Annotated in this window: 17 protein-coding genes; 14 read left to right on the top strand and 3 right to left on the bottom strand. The window is 71.7% G+C overall.

What is annotated here, in order from left to right; genetic code table 11:
• The first annotated feature begins 294 nt into the window (after positions 1 to 294).
• From ACIQZN_RS20300 to ACIQZN_RS20240, 13 genes are all read left to right on the top strand, one after another.
• Positions 295 to 1,509, top strand: a complete 1,215-nt coding sequence (locus ACIQZN_RS20300; RefSeq protein ID WP_403995652.1) for a GAF domain-containing protein — start codon at positions 295 to 297, stop codon at positions 1,507 to 1,509.
• A 49-nt stretch (positions 1,510 to 1,558) separates the two neighbouring features.
• Positions 1,559 to 2,155 (top strand): GNAT family N-acetyltransferase, encoded by a 597-nt coding sequence (locus ACIQZN_RS20295; protein WP_403995493.1) that lies wholly within the window; start codon positions 1,559 to 1,561, stop codon positions 2,153 to 2,155.
• A 185-nt stretch (positions 2,156 to 2,340) separates the two neighbouring features.
• Positions 2,341 to 2,424 (top strand): putative leader peptide, encoded by an 84-nt coding sequence (locus ACIQZN_RS20290; protein ID WP_309486338.1) that lies wholly within the window; start codon positions 2,341 to 2,343, stop codon positions 2,422 to 2,424.
• A gap of 114 nt (positions 2,425 to 2,538) precedes the next feature.
• Positions 2,539 to 4,236, top strand: coding sequence for a nitrite/sulfite reductase (locus ACIQZN_RS20285; protein WP_403995490.1), 1,698 nt, complete (start codon positions 2,539 to 2,541; stop codon positions 4,234 to 4,236).
• Complete coding sequence (locus ACIQZN_RS20280) at positions 4,233 to 4,412, top strand: hypothetical protein (protein ID WP_073966074.1); 180 nt, start codon at positions 4,233 to 4,235, stop codon at positions 4,410 to 4,412. Before ACIQZN_RS20285 ends, ACIQZN_RS20280 begins: the two co-directional genes overlap by 4 nt.
• Positions 4,409 to 5,125, top strand: coding sequence for a phosphoadenylyl-sulfate reductase (locus ACIQZN_RS20275; protein WP_403995487.1), 717 nt, complete (start codon positions 4,409 to 4,411; stop codon positions 5,123 to 5,125). Before ACIQZN_RS20280 ends, ACIQZN_RS20275 begins: the two co-directional genes overlap by 4 nt.
• 23 nt (positions 5,126 to 5,148) lie before the next feature.
• Positions 5,149 to 5,694: an adenylyl-sulfate kinase gene (gene cysC, locus ACIQZN_RS20270; protein WP_242442059.1), complete on the top strand. Its 546-nt coding sequence runs from the start codon at positions 5,149 to 5,151 to the stop codon at positions 5,692 to 5,694.
• Positions 5,691 to 6,626: a sulfate adenylyltransferase subunit CysD gene (cysD, locus tag ACIQZN_RS20265; RefSeq protein ID WP_403995484.1), complete on the top strand. Its 936-nt coding sequence runs from the start codon at positions 5,691 to 5,693 to the stop codon at positions 6,624 to 6,626. The genes cysC and cysD overlap by 4 nt, the downstream gene beginning before the upstream one ends.
• Positions 6,627 to 7,964, top strand: coding sequence for a sulfate adenylyltransferase subunit 1 (locus ACIQZN_RS20260; protein WP_403995481.1), 1,338 nt, complete (start codon positions 6,627 to 6,629; stop codon positions 7,962 to 7,964). It begins immediately after the preceding gene.
• 243 nt (positions 7,965 to 8,207) lie between these two features.
• Positions 8,208 to 9,317 (top strand): aliphatic sulfonate ABC transporter substrate-binding protein, encoded by a 1,110-nt coding sequence (locus ACIQZN_RS20255; RefSeq protein WP_403995478.1) that lies wholly within the window; start codon positions 8,208 to 8,210, stop codon positions 9,315 to 9,317.
• Positions 9,318 to 9,351: 34 nt separating this feature from the next.
• A complete protein-coding gene (locus ACIQZN_RS20250) occupies positions 9,352 to 10,140 on the top strand; it encodes an ABC transporter ATP-binding protein (RefSeq protein ID WP_403995475.1) in 789 nt (262 codons plus the stop codon).
• Entirely contained in the window at positions 10,127 to 11,032 is a 906-nt protein-coding gene (locus tag ACIQZN_RS20245; protein WP_403995472.1) for an ABC transporter permease, read from the top strand. Before ACIQZN_RS20250 ends, ACIQZN_RS20245 begins: the two co-directional genes overlap by 14 nt.
• A gap of 7 nt (positions 11,033 to 11,039) precedes the next feature.
• Positions 11,040 to 11,798, top strand: coding sequence for a sirohydrochlorin chelatase (locus ACIQZN_RS20240; protein WP_403995469.1), 759 nt, complete (start codon positions 11,040 to 11,042; stop codon positions 11,796 to 11,798).
• Between the two features lie 15 nt (positions 11,799 to 11,813).
• On the opposite strand, the gene ACIQZN_RS20235 is transcribed toward ACIQZN_RS20240, so the two are convergent.
• Both ACIQZN_RS20235 and ACIQZN_RS20230 read right to left on the bottom strand, forming a co-directional pair.
• Positions 11,814 to 12,443, bottom strand: coding sequence for a DsbA family protein (locus ACIQZN_RS20235; protein WP_403995466.1), 630 nt, complete (start codon positions 12,441 to 12,443; stop codon positions 11,814 to 11,816).
• 68 nt (positions 12,444 to 12,511) lie between these two features.
• On the bottom strand, positions 12,512 to 13,093 hold the full coding sequence (locus ACIQZN_RS20230) for a TIGR03086 family metal-binding protein (protein WP_403995463.1): 582 nt from the start codon (positions 13,091 to 13,093) through the stop codon (positions 12,512 to 12,514).
• 138 nt (positions 13,094 to 13,231) lie between these two features.
• Between ACIQZN_RS20230 and ACIQZN_RS20225 the strand changes: the two genes are divergently transcribed.
• Complete coding sequence (locus ACIQZN_RS20225; RefSeq protein ID WP_403995460.1) at positions 13,232 to 14,068, top strand: ABC transporter ATP-binding protein; 837 nt, start codon at positions 13,232 to 13,234, stop codon at positions 14,066 to 14,068.
• Here ACIQZN_RS20225 and ACIQZN_RS20220 read toward each other — a convergent pair.
• Positions 14,013 to 14,429, bottom strand: coding sequence for a DUF4440 domain-containing protein (locus ACIQZN_RS20220; RefSeq protein ID WP_403995457.1), 417 nt, complete (start codon positions 14,427 to 14,429; stop codon positions 14,013 to 14,015). The two genes, ACIQZN_RS20225 and ACIQZN_RS20220, sit on opposite strands and share 56 nt — an antisense overlap.
• Positions 14,430 to 14,457 lie beyond the last annotated feature (28 nt).

Raw genomic sequence — 14,457 nt, 5'->3', positions numbered from 1 at the left:
ACCCCCCATGCTGTACACACCGCACGTGGGGGCCGGGGGCCCCGCGGTGCGGTGTGCCGCCACTCTTGTACGGTCCGGGGGCCCTCGCCAGAGTTGCAGAGGGTTGCAACCATTGTGTGGAGTTGCGACATCGCGGCCCGGGCGGCGGCAGGATGGGGGACCGGCCCGCGCACCGGGCCGGCAGTGGGGTGAGGGGGAACCGGCGTGGAGACGACTCCGGCGGACGTGCTGCGGCCGATTGTTCAGGAGAGCCCGCAGGCCAGACGGCAGGTGCACCGGTCCCGGGAGGCGCGGATGGCGGGCGACCGGATGCCCGCCGTGCCCCGGGCGGAGATCGGCGCCTCCTGGGACCGGGTGCTGCGCAGCGGCATCGATCCCGAGCAGACGACGCACAGCAGGCTGCTGGAGGCGGACGAGATCGAGCACCGGCGCCGCAGCTCGGCGCTGGGCGAGGTGATGCCGCTGCTCAGTGACGGGCTGACGAGCATCGCGGACGCCTCGCAGCAGATCATGGTCGTCACCGATGTCGAGGGCCGGGTGCTGTGGCGCGAGGGCAACACGGGGGTGCTGCGCCGCGCCGACGACATCTGCCTCGCGGAGGGCGCGGCCTGGTCCGAGGAGATCACCGGCACCAACGCGATCGGTACGGCGCTCGCCTCGCGCGCCCCGGTCCAGGTGCACTCGGCGGAGCACTTCGTGCGCACGCTGCACGGCTGGACGTGCGCGGCGGCCCCGGTGCGCGATCCCCGGGACGGCCGGCTGATGGGGATCGTGGACATCAGCGGACCCGCGTCCACCTTCCACCCGACGACGCTGGCCCTGGTGCGGTCGGTGGCGCGGCTGGCGGAGAGCGAGATCCGGGTGCGGCACCTGGAGGCGGTGGACCGACTGCGGGCGGTCGCCGCCCCGGTCCTGAGCCGGATCGGCGGCCGGGCGGTGGCGGTGGACGGCCACGGCTGGACGGCGGCGGTGACGGGGATGCCCCCGGTGGACCGGCTGCCGCTGCCGAAGTCGGTGGGGCCGGGCCGGGTGTGGCTGCCGTCGCTGGGGATGTGCCGGGTGGAACCGCTGCCGGGCGGCTGGCTGGTCCAGGTCGCGGACGGGACGATGGACAGCCCGCCGCGCCGGGTGGTCCTCGATCTGACCCGGCCGCGCGCGCTCGCGGTGAACGTGGTGAGCCCGGTGGGCACCTGGACCCAGCGCCTCTCCCCGCGCCACGCCGAGCTGCTGTACGCGCTGGCACTGCACCGCGAGGGGCGGACGGCCTCCGAGCTCGCGCAGGACCTGTTCGGTGACGCGACCAGGACGGTGACGGTGCGGGCGGAGATATCGCGGCTGCGGCGCCATCTGGCCGAGGTCCTCGCGCACCGCCCGTACCGGTTCGGCGAGGGCGTGGAGGTGGAGGTGATCCACCCGGAGCACCCGGCCGATCTGCTGCCGCGCTCGCAGGCCCCGGTGGTGGCGGCGGCGCGGGGGGCGCGTGAGCGGGAGGGCCCAGGACCTCTGTGACCAGGGGCCGGGTGGGCCGAGGGGTGCGGGGCATGGTTGTCTGGCAGCCATGAGCGACCCCGTACGTCCCGCGCCGCCGGCCCCCGAAGAGGTGACCATCTGGTCCCTGGAGCAGACCTCGCCCGATGATCTGCGGCCGTCCGCCGTGCCGGACGCGGAGGTCCGGATCGTGCGGTCCGAGGTGCCGCTGCCCGAGTTCAGCCGCTTCCTGTACACGGCGGTGGGCGGGGACATCCGGTGGACGGACCGCCTCGGCCTGACGTACGCGCAGTGGCAGGAGGCCCTGGAGCGGCCGGGCGCGGAGACCTGGGTGGCGTACGCGAACGGCACCCCGGCGGGCTACGTCGAGCTGGACCCGCAGGAGGGCGGCGTGGTCGAGATCATGTACTTCGGGCTGATCCCGGCCTTTCGGGGCCGCCGGATCGGCGGTCATCTGCTGTCGTACGGCACGGCCCGCGCCTGGGACCTGGCCGAGCGGTGGCCGGAGCGGCCGGCGACGAAGCGGGTGTGGCTGCACACCTGCTCCAAGGACGGTCCGCACGCGATGGACAACTACCTGAGGCGCGGCTTCCGGCTGTTCGACACGCGCACGGAGCTGGAGGAGCCGGTGGACACTCCCGGCCCGTGGCCGGGCTCCGGCCGCTGAGCGGTGCCCCGCGCACAGCCGTAAGCACTTCCGTAGCAAATCCCCTCGCTTGTCCGGTTTTACGCTCCACCCCGGCACCCGTCACTCGCGTGACGGGCGCCACATCGTCTCACCAGGCGGGACCATGCCGTCCACATCATGGATAGTGGTGGACTGCCGCGAGATCCCCATGACACGCTTCCGTCATGTCCGGAACTGGAATTGCCTTGGTGAGTCGACGCCACGTCGACCTCGGCCGCATGTCCAGCGCCATCTGTCCGGCGAGCTGAGAGTCCCAGCACCGCCGCGATCTCCTCTTTCTCTGCAATCCCTGCGCACCGCCGCGCCTCACGCGAGTGTGCAGTTCAGAGCCGCCCTCCCGCAGTCCCGAAGGACGTACTGTCATGGCCGCAACCCCGGAAAAGCCTGCGCCCGCCGCGCCCCGCCGCAAGGTGGGCCGCCACCGCGGCGAGGGCCAGTGGGCGATGGGGCACTACACCCCCCTCAACGGCAATGAGCAGTTCAAGAAGGACGACGACAGTCTCAATGTGCGGACACGCATTGAGACGATCTACTCCAAGCGCGGATTCGACTCGATCGACCCCAACGACCTTCGCGGGCGCATGCGTTGGTGGGGCCTCTACACCCAGCGGAAGGCCGGCATCGACGGCGGAAAGACCGCGGTGCTGGAGCCGGAGGAGCTGGAGGACAAGTACTTCATGATGCGGGTCCGCATCGACGGCGGGAAGCTGACCACCGAGCAGCTGCGCGTCATCGGCGAGATCTCGCAGGAGTACGCGCGGGGCAGCGCGGACATCACCGACCGGCAGAACGTCCAGATGCACTGGATCCGCATCGAGGACGTCCCGGCGATCTGGCAGAAGCTGGAGGCCGTGGGGCTCTCCACCACCGAGGCGTGCGGCGACTGCCCCCGCGTCATCATCGGTTCACCCGTGGCGGGCATCGCGGCCGACGAGATCATCGACGGCAGCCCGGCGGTCGAGGAGATCCACTCCCGCTACATCGGCAGCCCCGAATTCTCCAACCTGCCGCGCAAGTTCAAGACCGCGATCTCCGGGTCCCCGGTCCAGGACGTCGTCCACGAGATCAACGACATCGCCTTCGTCGGCGTCGAACACCCCGAGCACGGACCGGGCTTCGACGTCTGGGTCGGCGGCGGGCTCTCCACCAACCCCCGGCTGGCCGAACGCCTCGGCACCTGGGTGCCGCTGGACGAGGTGCCGGACGTCTGGGCGGGCGTCGTCGGCATCTTCCGCGACTACGGCTACCGGCGGCTGCGCAACCGGGCGCGGCTGAAGTTCCTGATGGCCGACTGGGGTCCGGCGAAGTTCCGCCAGATCCTGGAGGACGAGTACCTCAAGCGCCCGCTGCTGGACGGACCCGCCCCGGCGGAGCCGAGCAGCCGGTGGCGCGACCACATCGGCGTCCACCAGCAGCAGGACGGCCGCTTCTACGTCGGCTTCGCCCCCCGGGTCGGCCGGGTCGACGGCTCGACGCTCGCCAAGATCGCGGAGCTGGCCGAGGCGCACGGCTCCGGCCGGGTCCGGACCACCGTCGAGCAGAAGATGATCATCCTCGACGTCGAGCAGGACCAGGTCGAGTCCCTGTCCGCCGGTCTGGAGTCGCTCGGCTTCCAGGTGAAGCCGTCCACCTTCCGGCGCGGCACGATGGCCTGCACCGGCATCGAGTACTGCAAGCTGGCGATCGTCGAGACGAAGGCGCGCGGCGCCTCCCTCATCGAGGAACTGGAGCGCAGGCTCCCCGACTTCGACGAGCCCCTGACCATCAACATCAACGGCTGCCCCAACGCCTGCGCCCGCATCCAGACGGCGGACATCGGCCTCAAGGGCCAGCTCATGCTGGACGAGAACGGCGAGCAGGTGGAGGGCTACCAGGTCCACCTGGGCGGCGCCCTCGGCCTGGAGGCCGGCTTCGGCCGCAAGGTGCGCGGCCTGAAGGTCACCTCCGCCGAACTGCCCGACTACGTCGAGCGGGTGCTCGGCCGGTTCCAGGAGGAGCGCGAGGCCGACGAGCGCTTCGCCACCTGGGCGGCCCGCGCCAGTGCGGAGTCCCTGTCATGAGCGAGCGCGCCGCCCCGTTCCACTGCCCGTACTGCGGGGACGAGGACCTGCGCCCGCACGAGGCCGGGCACGGGGCGTGGGAATGCGCCTCCTGCAATCGTGCGTTCCAGCTGAAGTTCCTGGGCCTTTTGAGCCGGGGACTGACGCCCAACAACGTTGGAGGGGACGGGATATGACGGTCACCCAGAACATCGACACGCTCACCGACGAGGAGCTGCGGGAGCTCGCCGAGCGGGCCGGGCGCGAGTTGGAGGACGCCTCCGCGCTCGACATCCTGAAGTGGGCGACCGACACCTTCGGGCCCCGGTTCTGCGTCACCTCCTCGATGGAGGACGCGGTCGTCGCGCACCTCGCCTCCCGGGTACTGCCCGGCGTGGACGTGGTGTTCCTGGACACCGGCTACCACTTCGAGGAGACCATCGGGACCCGGGACGCGGTCGACGCCGTGATGGACGTCCGGGTGATCACGCTGACGCCGCGTCAGACGGTCGCCGAGCAGGACGCCGAGTACGGGCCGAAGCTGCACGACCGCGACCCCGACCTCTGCTGCAAGCTGCGCAAGGTCAAGCCCCTGGAAGAGGGCCTGACCGCATACGGGGCCTGGGCGACCGGGCTGCGCCGCGACGAGTCCCCGACCCGGGCCAACACCCCGGTGGTCGGCTGGGACGAGAAGCGCCGGAAGGTGAAGGTCTCCCCCATCGCCCGCTGGACCCAGGACGACGTGGACGCCTACGTCGCCGAGCACGGGGTGCTCACCAACCCGCTGCTGATGGACGGCTACGCCTCCGTGGGCTGCGCGCCCTGCACCCGCCGGGTGCTGGAGGGCGAGGACGCCCGGGCCGGCCGCTGGGCCGGGCGCGGCAAGACCGAGTGCGGGCTGCACGGCTGATGACGACTGATCAGGAGACTTCGATGAGCGTGACGGAGACGGGGGCCACCGTCTGGCTGACCGGTCTGCCGAGCGCCGGCAAGACCACCATCGCCTATGAGCTCGCCGGGCGGCTGCGCTCCGAGGGCCACCGCGTGGAGGTGCTCGACGGCGACGAGATCCGCGAGTTCCTCTCGGCGGGCCTCGGCTTCTCGCGCGAGGACCGGCACACCAACGTGCAGCGGATCGGCTTCGTCGCCGAACTGCTGGCGGCGAACGGCGTCAAGGTCCTGGTCCCGGTCATCGCCCCGTACGCGGACAGCAGGGACGCCGTCCGCAAGCGGCACCAGGCCGAGGGCACCGCGTATCTGGAGGTGCACGTCGCCACTCCGGTCGAGGTGTGCTCGGAGCGCGATGTGAAGGGGCTTTACGCCAAGCAGGCGGCGGGCGAGATCAGCGGGCTCACCGGGGTGGACGACCCCTACGAGGCGCCCGAGTCACCCGATCTGCGGATCGAGTCGCACCGCCAGACCGTGCAGGAGTCCGCGGCGGAGCTTTACGCGCTGCTGAGCGAGAGGGGTGCGGCATGACGACGGTCGCGACTGTGCAAGAGGGCACCGACAATCCGTACGCGCTGAGCCACCTGGACTCGCTGGAGTCCGAGGCGGTGCACATCTTCCGCGAGGTGGCGGGCGAGTTCGAGCGGCCGGTGATCCTGTTCTCGGGCGGCAAGGACTCGATCCTGATGCTGCACCTGGCGCTCAAGGCGTTCGCGCCGGCGCCGGTGCCGTTCACCCTGCTGCACGTGGACACCGGGCACAACTTCCCCGAGGTGCTGGCCTACCGCGACCGCGTGGTCGCCGAGCACGGGCTGCGGCTGCACGTCGCCTCCGTGCAGGAGTACATCGACGCCGGCAAGCTCCGCGAGCGTCCCGACGGCACCCGTAACCCGCTCCAGACCGTGCCGCTGACCGAGGCCATCCAGCAGCACCGCTTCGACGCGGTGTTCGGCGGCGGCCGGCGCGACGAGGAGAAGGCGCGCGCCAAGGAGCGGGTCTTCTCGCTGCGCGACGAGTTCTCCCAGTGGGACCCGCGCCGCCAGCGCCCCGAGCTGTGGCAGCTGTACAACGGCCGGCACGCGCCGGGCGAGCACGTCCGGGTCTTCCCGATCTCCAACTGGACCGAGCTGGACGTCTGGCAGTACATCCAGCGCGAGGGCATCGAGCTGCCGGAGATCTACTTCGCCCACGAGCGCGAGGTCTTCAACCGCTCCGGCATGTGGCTGACCGCGGGCGACTGGGGCGGGCCCAAGGAGCACGAGAAGACGGAGACCCGGCAGGTGCGCTACCGCACGGTCGGCGACATGTCCTGCACCGGCGCCGTCGACTCCGACGCCACCACGCTGGACGCCGTGATCACCGAGATCGCCGCCTCCCGGCTCACCGAGCGGGGCGCGACCCGCGCCGACGACAAGATGTCCGAGGCCGCGATGGAAGACCGCAAGCGCGAGGGGTACTTCTAAATGACCACCACAACCACTGCTGAGCAGTTGAGCGCCACCACCCTGCTGCGCTTCGCCACCGCCGGGTCCGTCGACGACGGCAAGTCCACCCTCGTGGGACGCCTGCTGCACGACTCCAAGTCGGTCCTCACCGACCAGCTGGAGGCCGTCGAGCACGCCTCGCGCAACCGGGGCCAGGAGGCGCCGGACCTGGCGCTGCTGACCGACGGGCTGCGCGCCGAGCGCGAGCAGGGCATCACCATCGACGTCGCCTACCGCTACTTCGCGACGCCCCGGCGCCGGTTCATCCTCGCCGACACCCCGGGCCATGTGCAGTACACCCGCAACATGGTCACCGGCGCCTCCACGGCCGAGCTGGCCGTGGTCCTGGTCGACGCCCGCAACGGGGTGGTCGAGCAGACCCGCCGGCACGCCGCGGTCGCCGCCCTGTTGCGCGTCCCGCACGTGGTCCTGGCCGTCAACAAGATGGACCTGGTGGAGTACGCGGAGCCGGTGTTCGCCGCGATAGCCGAGGAGTTCACCGCATACGCGGCATCCCTCGGGGTCCCCGAGATCACCGCGATCCCGATCTCCGCGCTGGCCGGCGACAACGTCGTGGAGCCGTCCGCGCACATGGACTGGTACGGCGGCCCGACGGTCCTGGAGCACCTGGAGACCGTCCCGGTCAGCCACGACCTGACCGGCTGCCACGCCCGCTTCCCGGTCCAGTACGTGATCCGCCCGCAGACCGCAGAGCACCCCGACTACCGGGGCTACGCGGGCCAGATCGCCGCCGGCGTGTTCCGGGTCGGCGAGTCCGTGACCGTGCTGCCCTCGGGCCGTACCTCCACGATCGAGGGCATCGACCTGCTCGGGGACTCCGTGGACGTCGCCTGGGCGCCCCAGTCGGTGACCCTGCGCCTGGCGGACGACATCGACGTCTCGCGCGGCGACCTCATCGCGCCGGTGGGCGACGCGCCCGCCGTCACCCAGGACGTCGAGGCGACCGTCTGCCATGTCGCGGACGAACCGCTCACCGTGGGCCGCCGGGTGCTGCTCAAGCACACCACGCGCACGGTCAAGGCGATCGTCAAGGACATCCCCTCGCGGCTGACCCTGGACGACCTGTCGCAGCACCCGGCCCCGGGCAAGCTGGTCGCCAACGACATCGGCCGGGTCGTCGTCCGGACCGCCGAGCCGCTGGCGCTCGACGCGTACGCCGACTCGCGCCGCACCGGTTCCTTCCTGCTGATCGACCCGGCGGACGGCACCACCCTCTCGGCGGGCATGGCGGGCGCCTCGTTCGCCGCCGCCGAGGAGCCGCCGGCCGCGGACGACGACGCGGAGTGGGACTTCTGATGAGCATCGACGTCTTCTCGACCTTCGCGAAGGAGGGCGGCCGCGTCGGCAGCGGCGCCCTGGGCAGCGGTCAGGGCGGTGTCGGGCGATGTGCGCGATGACGTACGCGCACTGCCCGCGCGCCCTGCAGCACCACCAGCACCGCACGCACCGCCTGCATCGACGAAGACCTGCCGACTTCCCGGCCGCGCCCCCGCACGTACGAGGGGCGTGAGCACCGGGCCTCCGAGAGGACGACCTCCCGTGCCTGCCCCCCGTACCACGCGCCGCCGCAGTATCGCCGCCGTCGCCGCCCTGCCCCTGCTGGCCGTGGCGCTGACCGCCTGCGGCTACGGCTCCGAGTCGACGGACGACTCCAAGAAGGTGAACGCGGCCAGCGGCAAGAAGCTCTCCGTGGACACCGTGCGCATCGGGTACTTCCCGAACCTGACGCACGCCACCGCGCTGGTGGGCGACCAGGAGGGTCTGTTCCAGAAGGAGCTGGGCGGCACCCAGCTCAAGACCGCCACCTTCAACGCCGGCCCCTCCGAGATCGAGGCGCTGAACGCCAACTCGATCGACATCGGCTTCATCGGCCCCTCGCCGTCCATCAACGGCTACACCAAGTCCAAGGGCCAGAACCTGCGGATCATCGGCGGCTCCGCGTCCGGCGGCGTCAAGCTCGTCGTGAACCCGAAGAAGATCAAGTCCCTGGACGACCTCAAGGGCAAGAAGATCGCCACCCCGCAGCTCGGCAACACCCAGGACGTGGCGTTCCTCAACTGGATCTCCGAGAAGGGCTGGAAGGTCGACGCCCAGAGCGGCAAGGGCGACGTCTCCGTCGTCCGTACGGACAACAAGGTGACCCCGGACGCCTACAAGTCCGGTTCCATCGACGGCGCCTGGGTCCCCGAGCCGACCGCCTCCAAGCTCGTCGCCGAGGGCGCCAAGGAGCTGCTGGACGAGTCGACGCTGTGGCCGGACGACAAGTTCGTGATCACCAACATCATCGTGTCGCAGAAGTTCCTGAAGGAGCACCCGGACGTGGTGGACGCCGTGCTGCGCGGCTCGGTGAAGACCAACGCCTGGATCAACGCCAACCCGGACAAGGCGAAGGACTCCGCGAACGCCGCGCTGAAGAAGCTCACCGGCAAGGAGCTGCCGGCCGAGGTCATCGACCCCGCCTGGAAGTCGATCCAGATCACCGACGACCCGCTGGCCGCGACGCTCGACGCGCAGGCCCAGCACGCGGTCAAGGCCGGTCTGCTGGAGAAGCCCGACCTCAAGGGCATCTACGACCTGAAGCCGCTCAACAAGATCCTCAAGGCCGCGGGCAAGCCCGAGGCCGACGACGCCGGCCTCGGCGTCAAGTAACCAGCCGCCCGAAGACTCCCAGGAGGTGACGACCATGGCGAACACCCTCACCAAGGCCGAGGACCGTGTCCAGGTCGGGCACGCCGCTCGTATCGCGCATGTCTCGAAGTCCTTCGCCGGGCCCGCGGGAACGCAGCTGGTCCTGGACGACATCACACTCGATGTCGCCCCGGGCGAGTTCGTCACCCTTCTGGGAGCCTCCGGGTGCGGCAAGTCCACGCTGCTCAACCTGGTGGCCGGCCTGGACCGGCCGACCGGGGGCAGCATCGAGACCCCCGGCGGCCGGCCCGCGCTGATGTTCCAGGAGCATGCCCTGTTCCCGTGGCTGACCGCGGGCAAGAACATCGAACTGGCCCTGCGCCTGCGCGGGGTGCCCAAGTCGCAGCGCCGCGCCGAGGCGGAACGGCTGCTGGAACTGGTCCGGCTCGGCGGGGCGTACGGGAAGCGGGTGCACGAGCTGTCCGGCGGTATGCGGCAGCGCGTGGCGATGGCCCGCGCGCTCGCCCAGGACAGCCAACTGCTGCTGATGGACGAGCCGTTCGCCGCGCTCGACGCCATCACCCGCGATGTGCTGCACGACGAGCTGACCCGGATCTGGCGCGAGACGAACGTCTCCGTCCTCTTCGTCACACACAACGTCCGCGAGGCCGTGCGCCTCGCCGAGCGCGTGGTGCTGCTCTCGTCCCGCCCCGGCCGGATCGCCCGTGAGTGGACGGTCGACATCGAGCAGCCGCGCCGTATCGAGGACACCGCCGTCGCGGAACTGTCCGTCGAGATCACCGAACAACTGCGTGGGGAGATCCGCCGTCATGGCCAGCACTGACATCAAGTCGGACGAGGCGGGGTCCGGCGGGAAGCCGGACGACCTGGCCGGGCTCGAAGCCGGTCTGGACGCCCTGGACGCGGTGCAGGTGCAGCGCACCCCGGTGCGCGAGGTCCTGCTGCGCAAGGTCCTGCCGCCGGTGCTCGCGGTGGTCCTGGTCCTCGTCGTCTGGCAGCTGCTCGTCTGGGGCGAGGTGACCGAGGACTACAAGCTGCCCTCGCCGTCCGCCGTCTGGGACAGCGCCCACGACATGTGGCTCCAGGGGACGCTCCTGGAGGTGGTGTGGACCAGCATCTCGCGCGGTCTGCTCGGCTTCCTGCTGTCGGTGGCGATCGGTACGCCGCTGGGGCTGCTGGTGGCCCGGGTGAAGTTCGTCCGGGCCGCGATCGGCCCGATCCTGTCCGGGCTCCAGTCCCTGCCCTCGGTGGCCTGGGTGGCGCCGGCGGTGATCTGGCTCGGGCTGAACGACTCGATGATGTTCGCGGTCATCCTGCTCGGCGCGGTGCCCTCGATCGCCAACGGGCTCGTCTCGGGCGTCGACCAGGTGCCCCCGCTCTTCCTGCGGGCGGGCCGCACGCTCGGCGCGACCGGGCTGCGCGGGACCTGGCTGATCGTCATGCCGGCGGCTCTGCCGGGCTATCTGGCGGGCCTCAAGCAGGGCTGGGCGTTCTCCTGGCGTTCGCTGATGGCCGCCGAGATCATCGCCTCCTCCCCGGACCTCGGCCTCGGGCTCGGCCAGCTGCTGGAGAACGGCCGCAACAACGCGGACATGCCGGGGATCTTCCTCGCCATCCTCCTGATCCTGTTCGTCGGCATCGCCATCGACCTGCTCATCTTCAGCCCGCTGGAGCGGTGGGTGCTGCGCAGCCGCGGCCTCCTCGTCAAGAACTGAGCCTTCCATGTCCTCTCCGGTCCTCCTCGTCATCGCCCACGGCAGCCGTGACCCGCGGCACGCCGCGACCGTGCACGCACTGACCGCGCGGGTACGGGCGCTGCGGCCCGGGCTGCGCGTGGAGACGGGGTTCCTGGAGTTCAACGCGCCCTCGGTGCCGAGGCTCCTGGAGCGGCTGGCCGCCGAGGGCGCACCCGAGGTGGTGGCGCTTCCGCTGCTGCTCACCCGGGCGTTCCACGCCAAGTCGGACATCCCGGCCGTGCTGCGCGAGGCCCGCGCGGCGCTGCCCCGGTTGCGGGTCCGGCAGGCCGAGGTGCTCGGCCCGTCACCGCTGCTGAACGCCGCGCTGGAACGGCGGCTGTACGAGGCCGGGGTGCGCCCCGCCGACCGAAGCTCGACCGGGCTCGTCCTGGCCTCGGCGGGCTCATCAGACCCGGAGGCGATCGCAGTGATCGCTGAAATCGCGCGGGAGCTGCGGCACACCGGTTGGTGTTCCGTGCGGCCTGCGTTCGCCTCCGCATCTCTTCCGCGTACCGAGGACGCGGTACGCGCCCTGCGGGCCGAGGGCGTCCGCCGGGTGGCCGTCGCCCCGTATGTGATCGCGCCGGGCCGTCTCCCGGACCGCATCGCGGCGGGGGCGGCCGAGGCCGGCGCGGACGTGCTGGCCGGGGTGCTGGGGCCGGCCCCGGATCTGGCCCGGCTGCTGCTCGACCGGTACGACGAGGCGAACGCGAGCGCCGCGCGGCCGGTCGCGGTCAGCGCCTGAAACGGCCGGCCGGCGTCAGCCGACGTCGATGCCGCCCGTACGGGTGCGCTTGAGCTCGAAGAAGTCGGCGTGGCCGGCGAGCACCCGGAAGCTGTCGAAAAGCCGGGCCGCCTCCTCGCCGCGCGGGATCGCCCGCAGCACCGGTCCGAACCACACCGTGCCGTCGACGTGGAGGGTGGGCGTGCCGACGTAGCCGCCCGCCTCCGGGTCCTGGCCGGCCTCGTGGCTGCGCCGTACGGCCTCGTCGTACGCCTCACTGTGCGCGGCCTCCGCGAGGTGCGCGGGCAGGTCCAGCTCGGCCAGGGCCTCGGCGACGACCTGGTCGAAGTCCTCGTTCTTCTGCTGGTGGATGCGGCTGCCGAGGGCGGTGTAGAGGTCGCGCAGGACCTCCTCACCGCGCTCCTCGGCCGCGGCGGCGACCCGGACGGGGCCGATCGAACGGTCGACCAGATCGCGGTACCAGTCGGGGAGTTCGTTGCCGGTGTTGTGCAGGTAGAGGCTCATGACGTGGAAGCGCAGCTCGATGTCGCGGTGTTGTTCCACCTCCAGCATCCAGCGGGAGGTGATCCAGGCGAACGGGCAGGCCGGGTCGAAGTAGAAGTCGACGACGGGCCTGCCCTGTTCCGGGGCGCGGTGAGTGGTCATGGGGTGAGCCTAGCCAGCCGGTGGCGCACTCCCCCGGGCCATTCGGCACCCATCCGCCTGGGCCATTCTCAGGAAGCGGTCCACTGCGGATCGCGTCCGCCCAGGGCCAGCGCGCGGGTGAACCCGGTGGCGCCGGGGACGTCCACCTCGTCGGTGAACCCCTCGTACTGGCGGTAGAGCGCGGCGGTCTTCTCGACAGTGGCCAGGATGTACGCGGCGGCCTCGTCGGAGATCCGGAACTCCTGGCCGGTGGCGCGGGCCACGTCCCAGCCGTGCAGCGCGATCTCCTCGATGAGCATCGCGGCGGTGTCGGCGGCCGGGGACGCGGAGTCGCCCTCGCCGATGGTGCCCTCCCAGGCGGCGGGGTCGGACCAGGCGGCGACGGCCCGGTCGAGCTGGGCGGCGTACCGCTCGGCCCAGTCGGCGTCGGCGGTGAAGTCGCGGGCGATCAGCTCCTCGGGGAGTTCGGTGCGCCGGGCGCGGTGCTCCATGCCGTGCGAGGTGTACAGGACCCAGTGGTTGACGAGGGTGCGCAGGTCCCAGCCCTCGCAGGGGGTGGCGGTGGCCTCCAGTTGTGCGGCGGTGACGCCCCGGGCCACGCGGGCGGCCTCGGCGGCGCATTCGGTCATATGGGCGTGCTCGGTCTTCATGCACCCCAACCTAGGCACGCGCGCCCGGCCGGTATTGAAGAAAGGCGACAGGAGGCGGACGAGGCGGGTGTACGGGGCACGGATAGGCTTTCCGGTGCGCAGGAAGCCGCTCGCGCCCGTACGAAGGAGCAGCCGCACGTGACCACCACCGCACCCCTGTCCGCCGCCGCCGTCACGGCCCCGGTCCCGGTCATCCGGGCCGACGAGGTCTCTCTCGTACGCGACGGGAGCGTCCTCCTCGACGCGGTCTCGCTCACCGTGCGCGGCGGGGAGCACTGGGCGCTGCTCGGGGCGAACGGAGCCGGCAAGAGCACGCTGCTCGGGCTGCTCGGGGCGGTCACGCACCCCACCCGGGGTTCGGTCGAGGTGCTGGGCCGCACGCTGGGCCGGGTGGACCTCCGGGAGTTGCGCACGCTGCTGGGCCATGTCAATCCGCGCCATCCGCTGCGTTCCCCGCTGACGGTGAGCGAGGTGGTGCTGACGGGGCTGACGAACTCGGTCGAGCCGGTGCCGCGCTGGTCGCCGGGTCCGGGGCAGCGGGAGCGGGCGGAGCGGCTGCTGAAGATGCTGGGCATGGGCGGCAAGACGGGCTCGCGCTGGCCGGCCCTGTCGCAGGGTGAGCGCGGCCGTACGCTGATCGCCCGGGCTCTGATGCCGCAGCCCCGGCTGCTGCTGCTCGACGAGCCGGCGACCGGTCTTGACCTGGCCGCCCGGGAACAGCTGCTCGACAGTCTGGACGCGTTGCGCGAGGAGCATCCGGAGCTGGCGACCGTGCTGGTCACCCATCATCTGGAGGAGCTGCCCGCCTCCACCACGCACGCGATGCTGCTGCGCGGCGGGCGGTGCCTGGCCTCGGGCGGGGCGGACGAGGTGCTGACCACGGACCTGGTCAGCGAGTGCTTCGGCCACCCGGTCCTGATCAGCCGGACGGACGGCCGGTGGGCGGCCCGGGCGCGGCGGGCGGCCCGGGGCTGAGGTCGAAGGGCGTGGCCTGGTGATAGTAGAGGAGCCAGCCGGCCCGGGTGAGCCGCCAGAGCGAACTGCGGTGGGCGCGCTTGTTCCTGGCCTCGGTGTCGAAGGTGAGGTGGACGAGCCCGTCGGCGAGGTGCACGCCCCGCATGCGTGAGGCGGTGAGCCGGCCGGGCCCGGGGGCCTGCCCCGAGACGAGCAGGTCGATGATGGTGTCCCGGTCCCAGTGGCGGCCGGTGGTGTCCACCTCGCGGTAGTCGGGGTGCAGCACCTGGTCGAGGAGGTCGGCGGAGGCCCGCACCAAGGGGTCCAGGAGCCGGAGCTCCCCCTCGATGGCCGCGGCCACGCCCGGCGCAGGTCCGGTCATGCCCGCCTCCCGCCCGCAACAGTTGTCA

The organism is Streptomyces sp. NPDC097595, from assembly GCF_044761525.1.
GTDB lineage: Bacteria > Actinomycetota > Actinomycetes > Streptomycetales > Streptomycetaceae > Streptomyces > Streptomyces drozdowiczii_A.
This window is presented reverse-complemented; position numbering and strand designations above follow the sequence as displayed.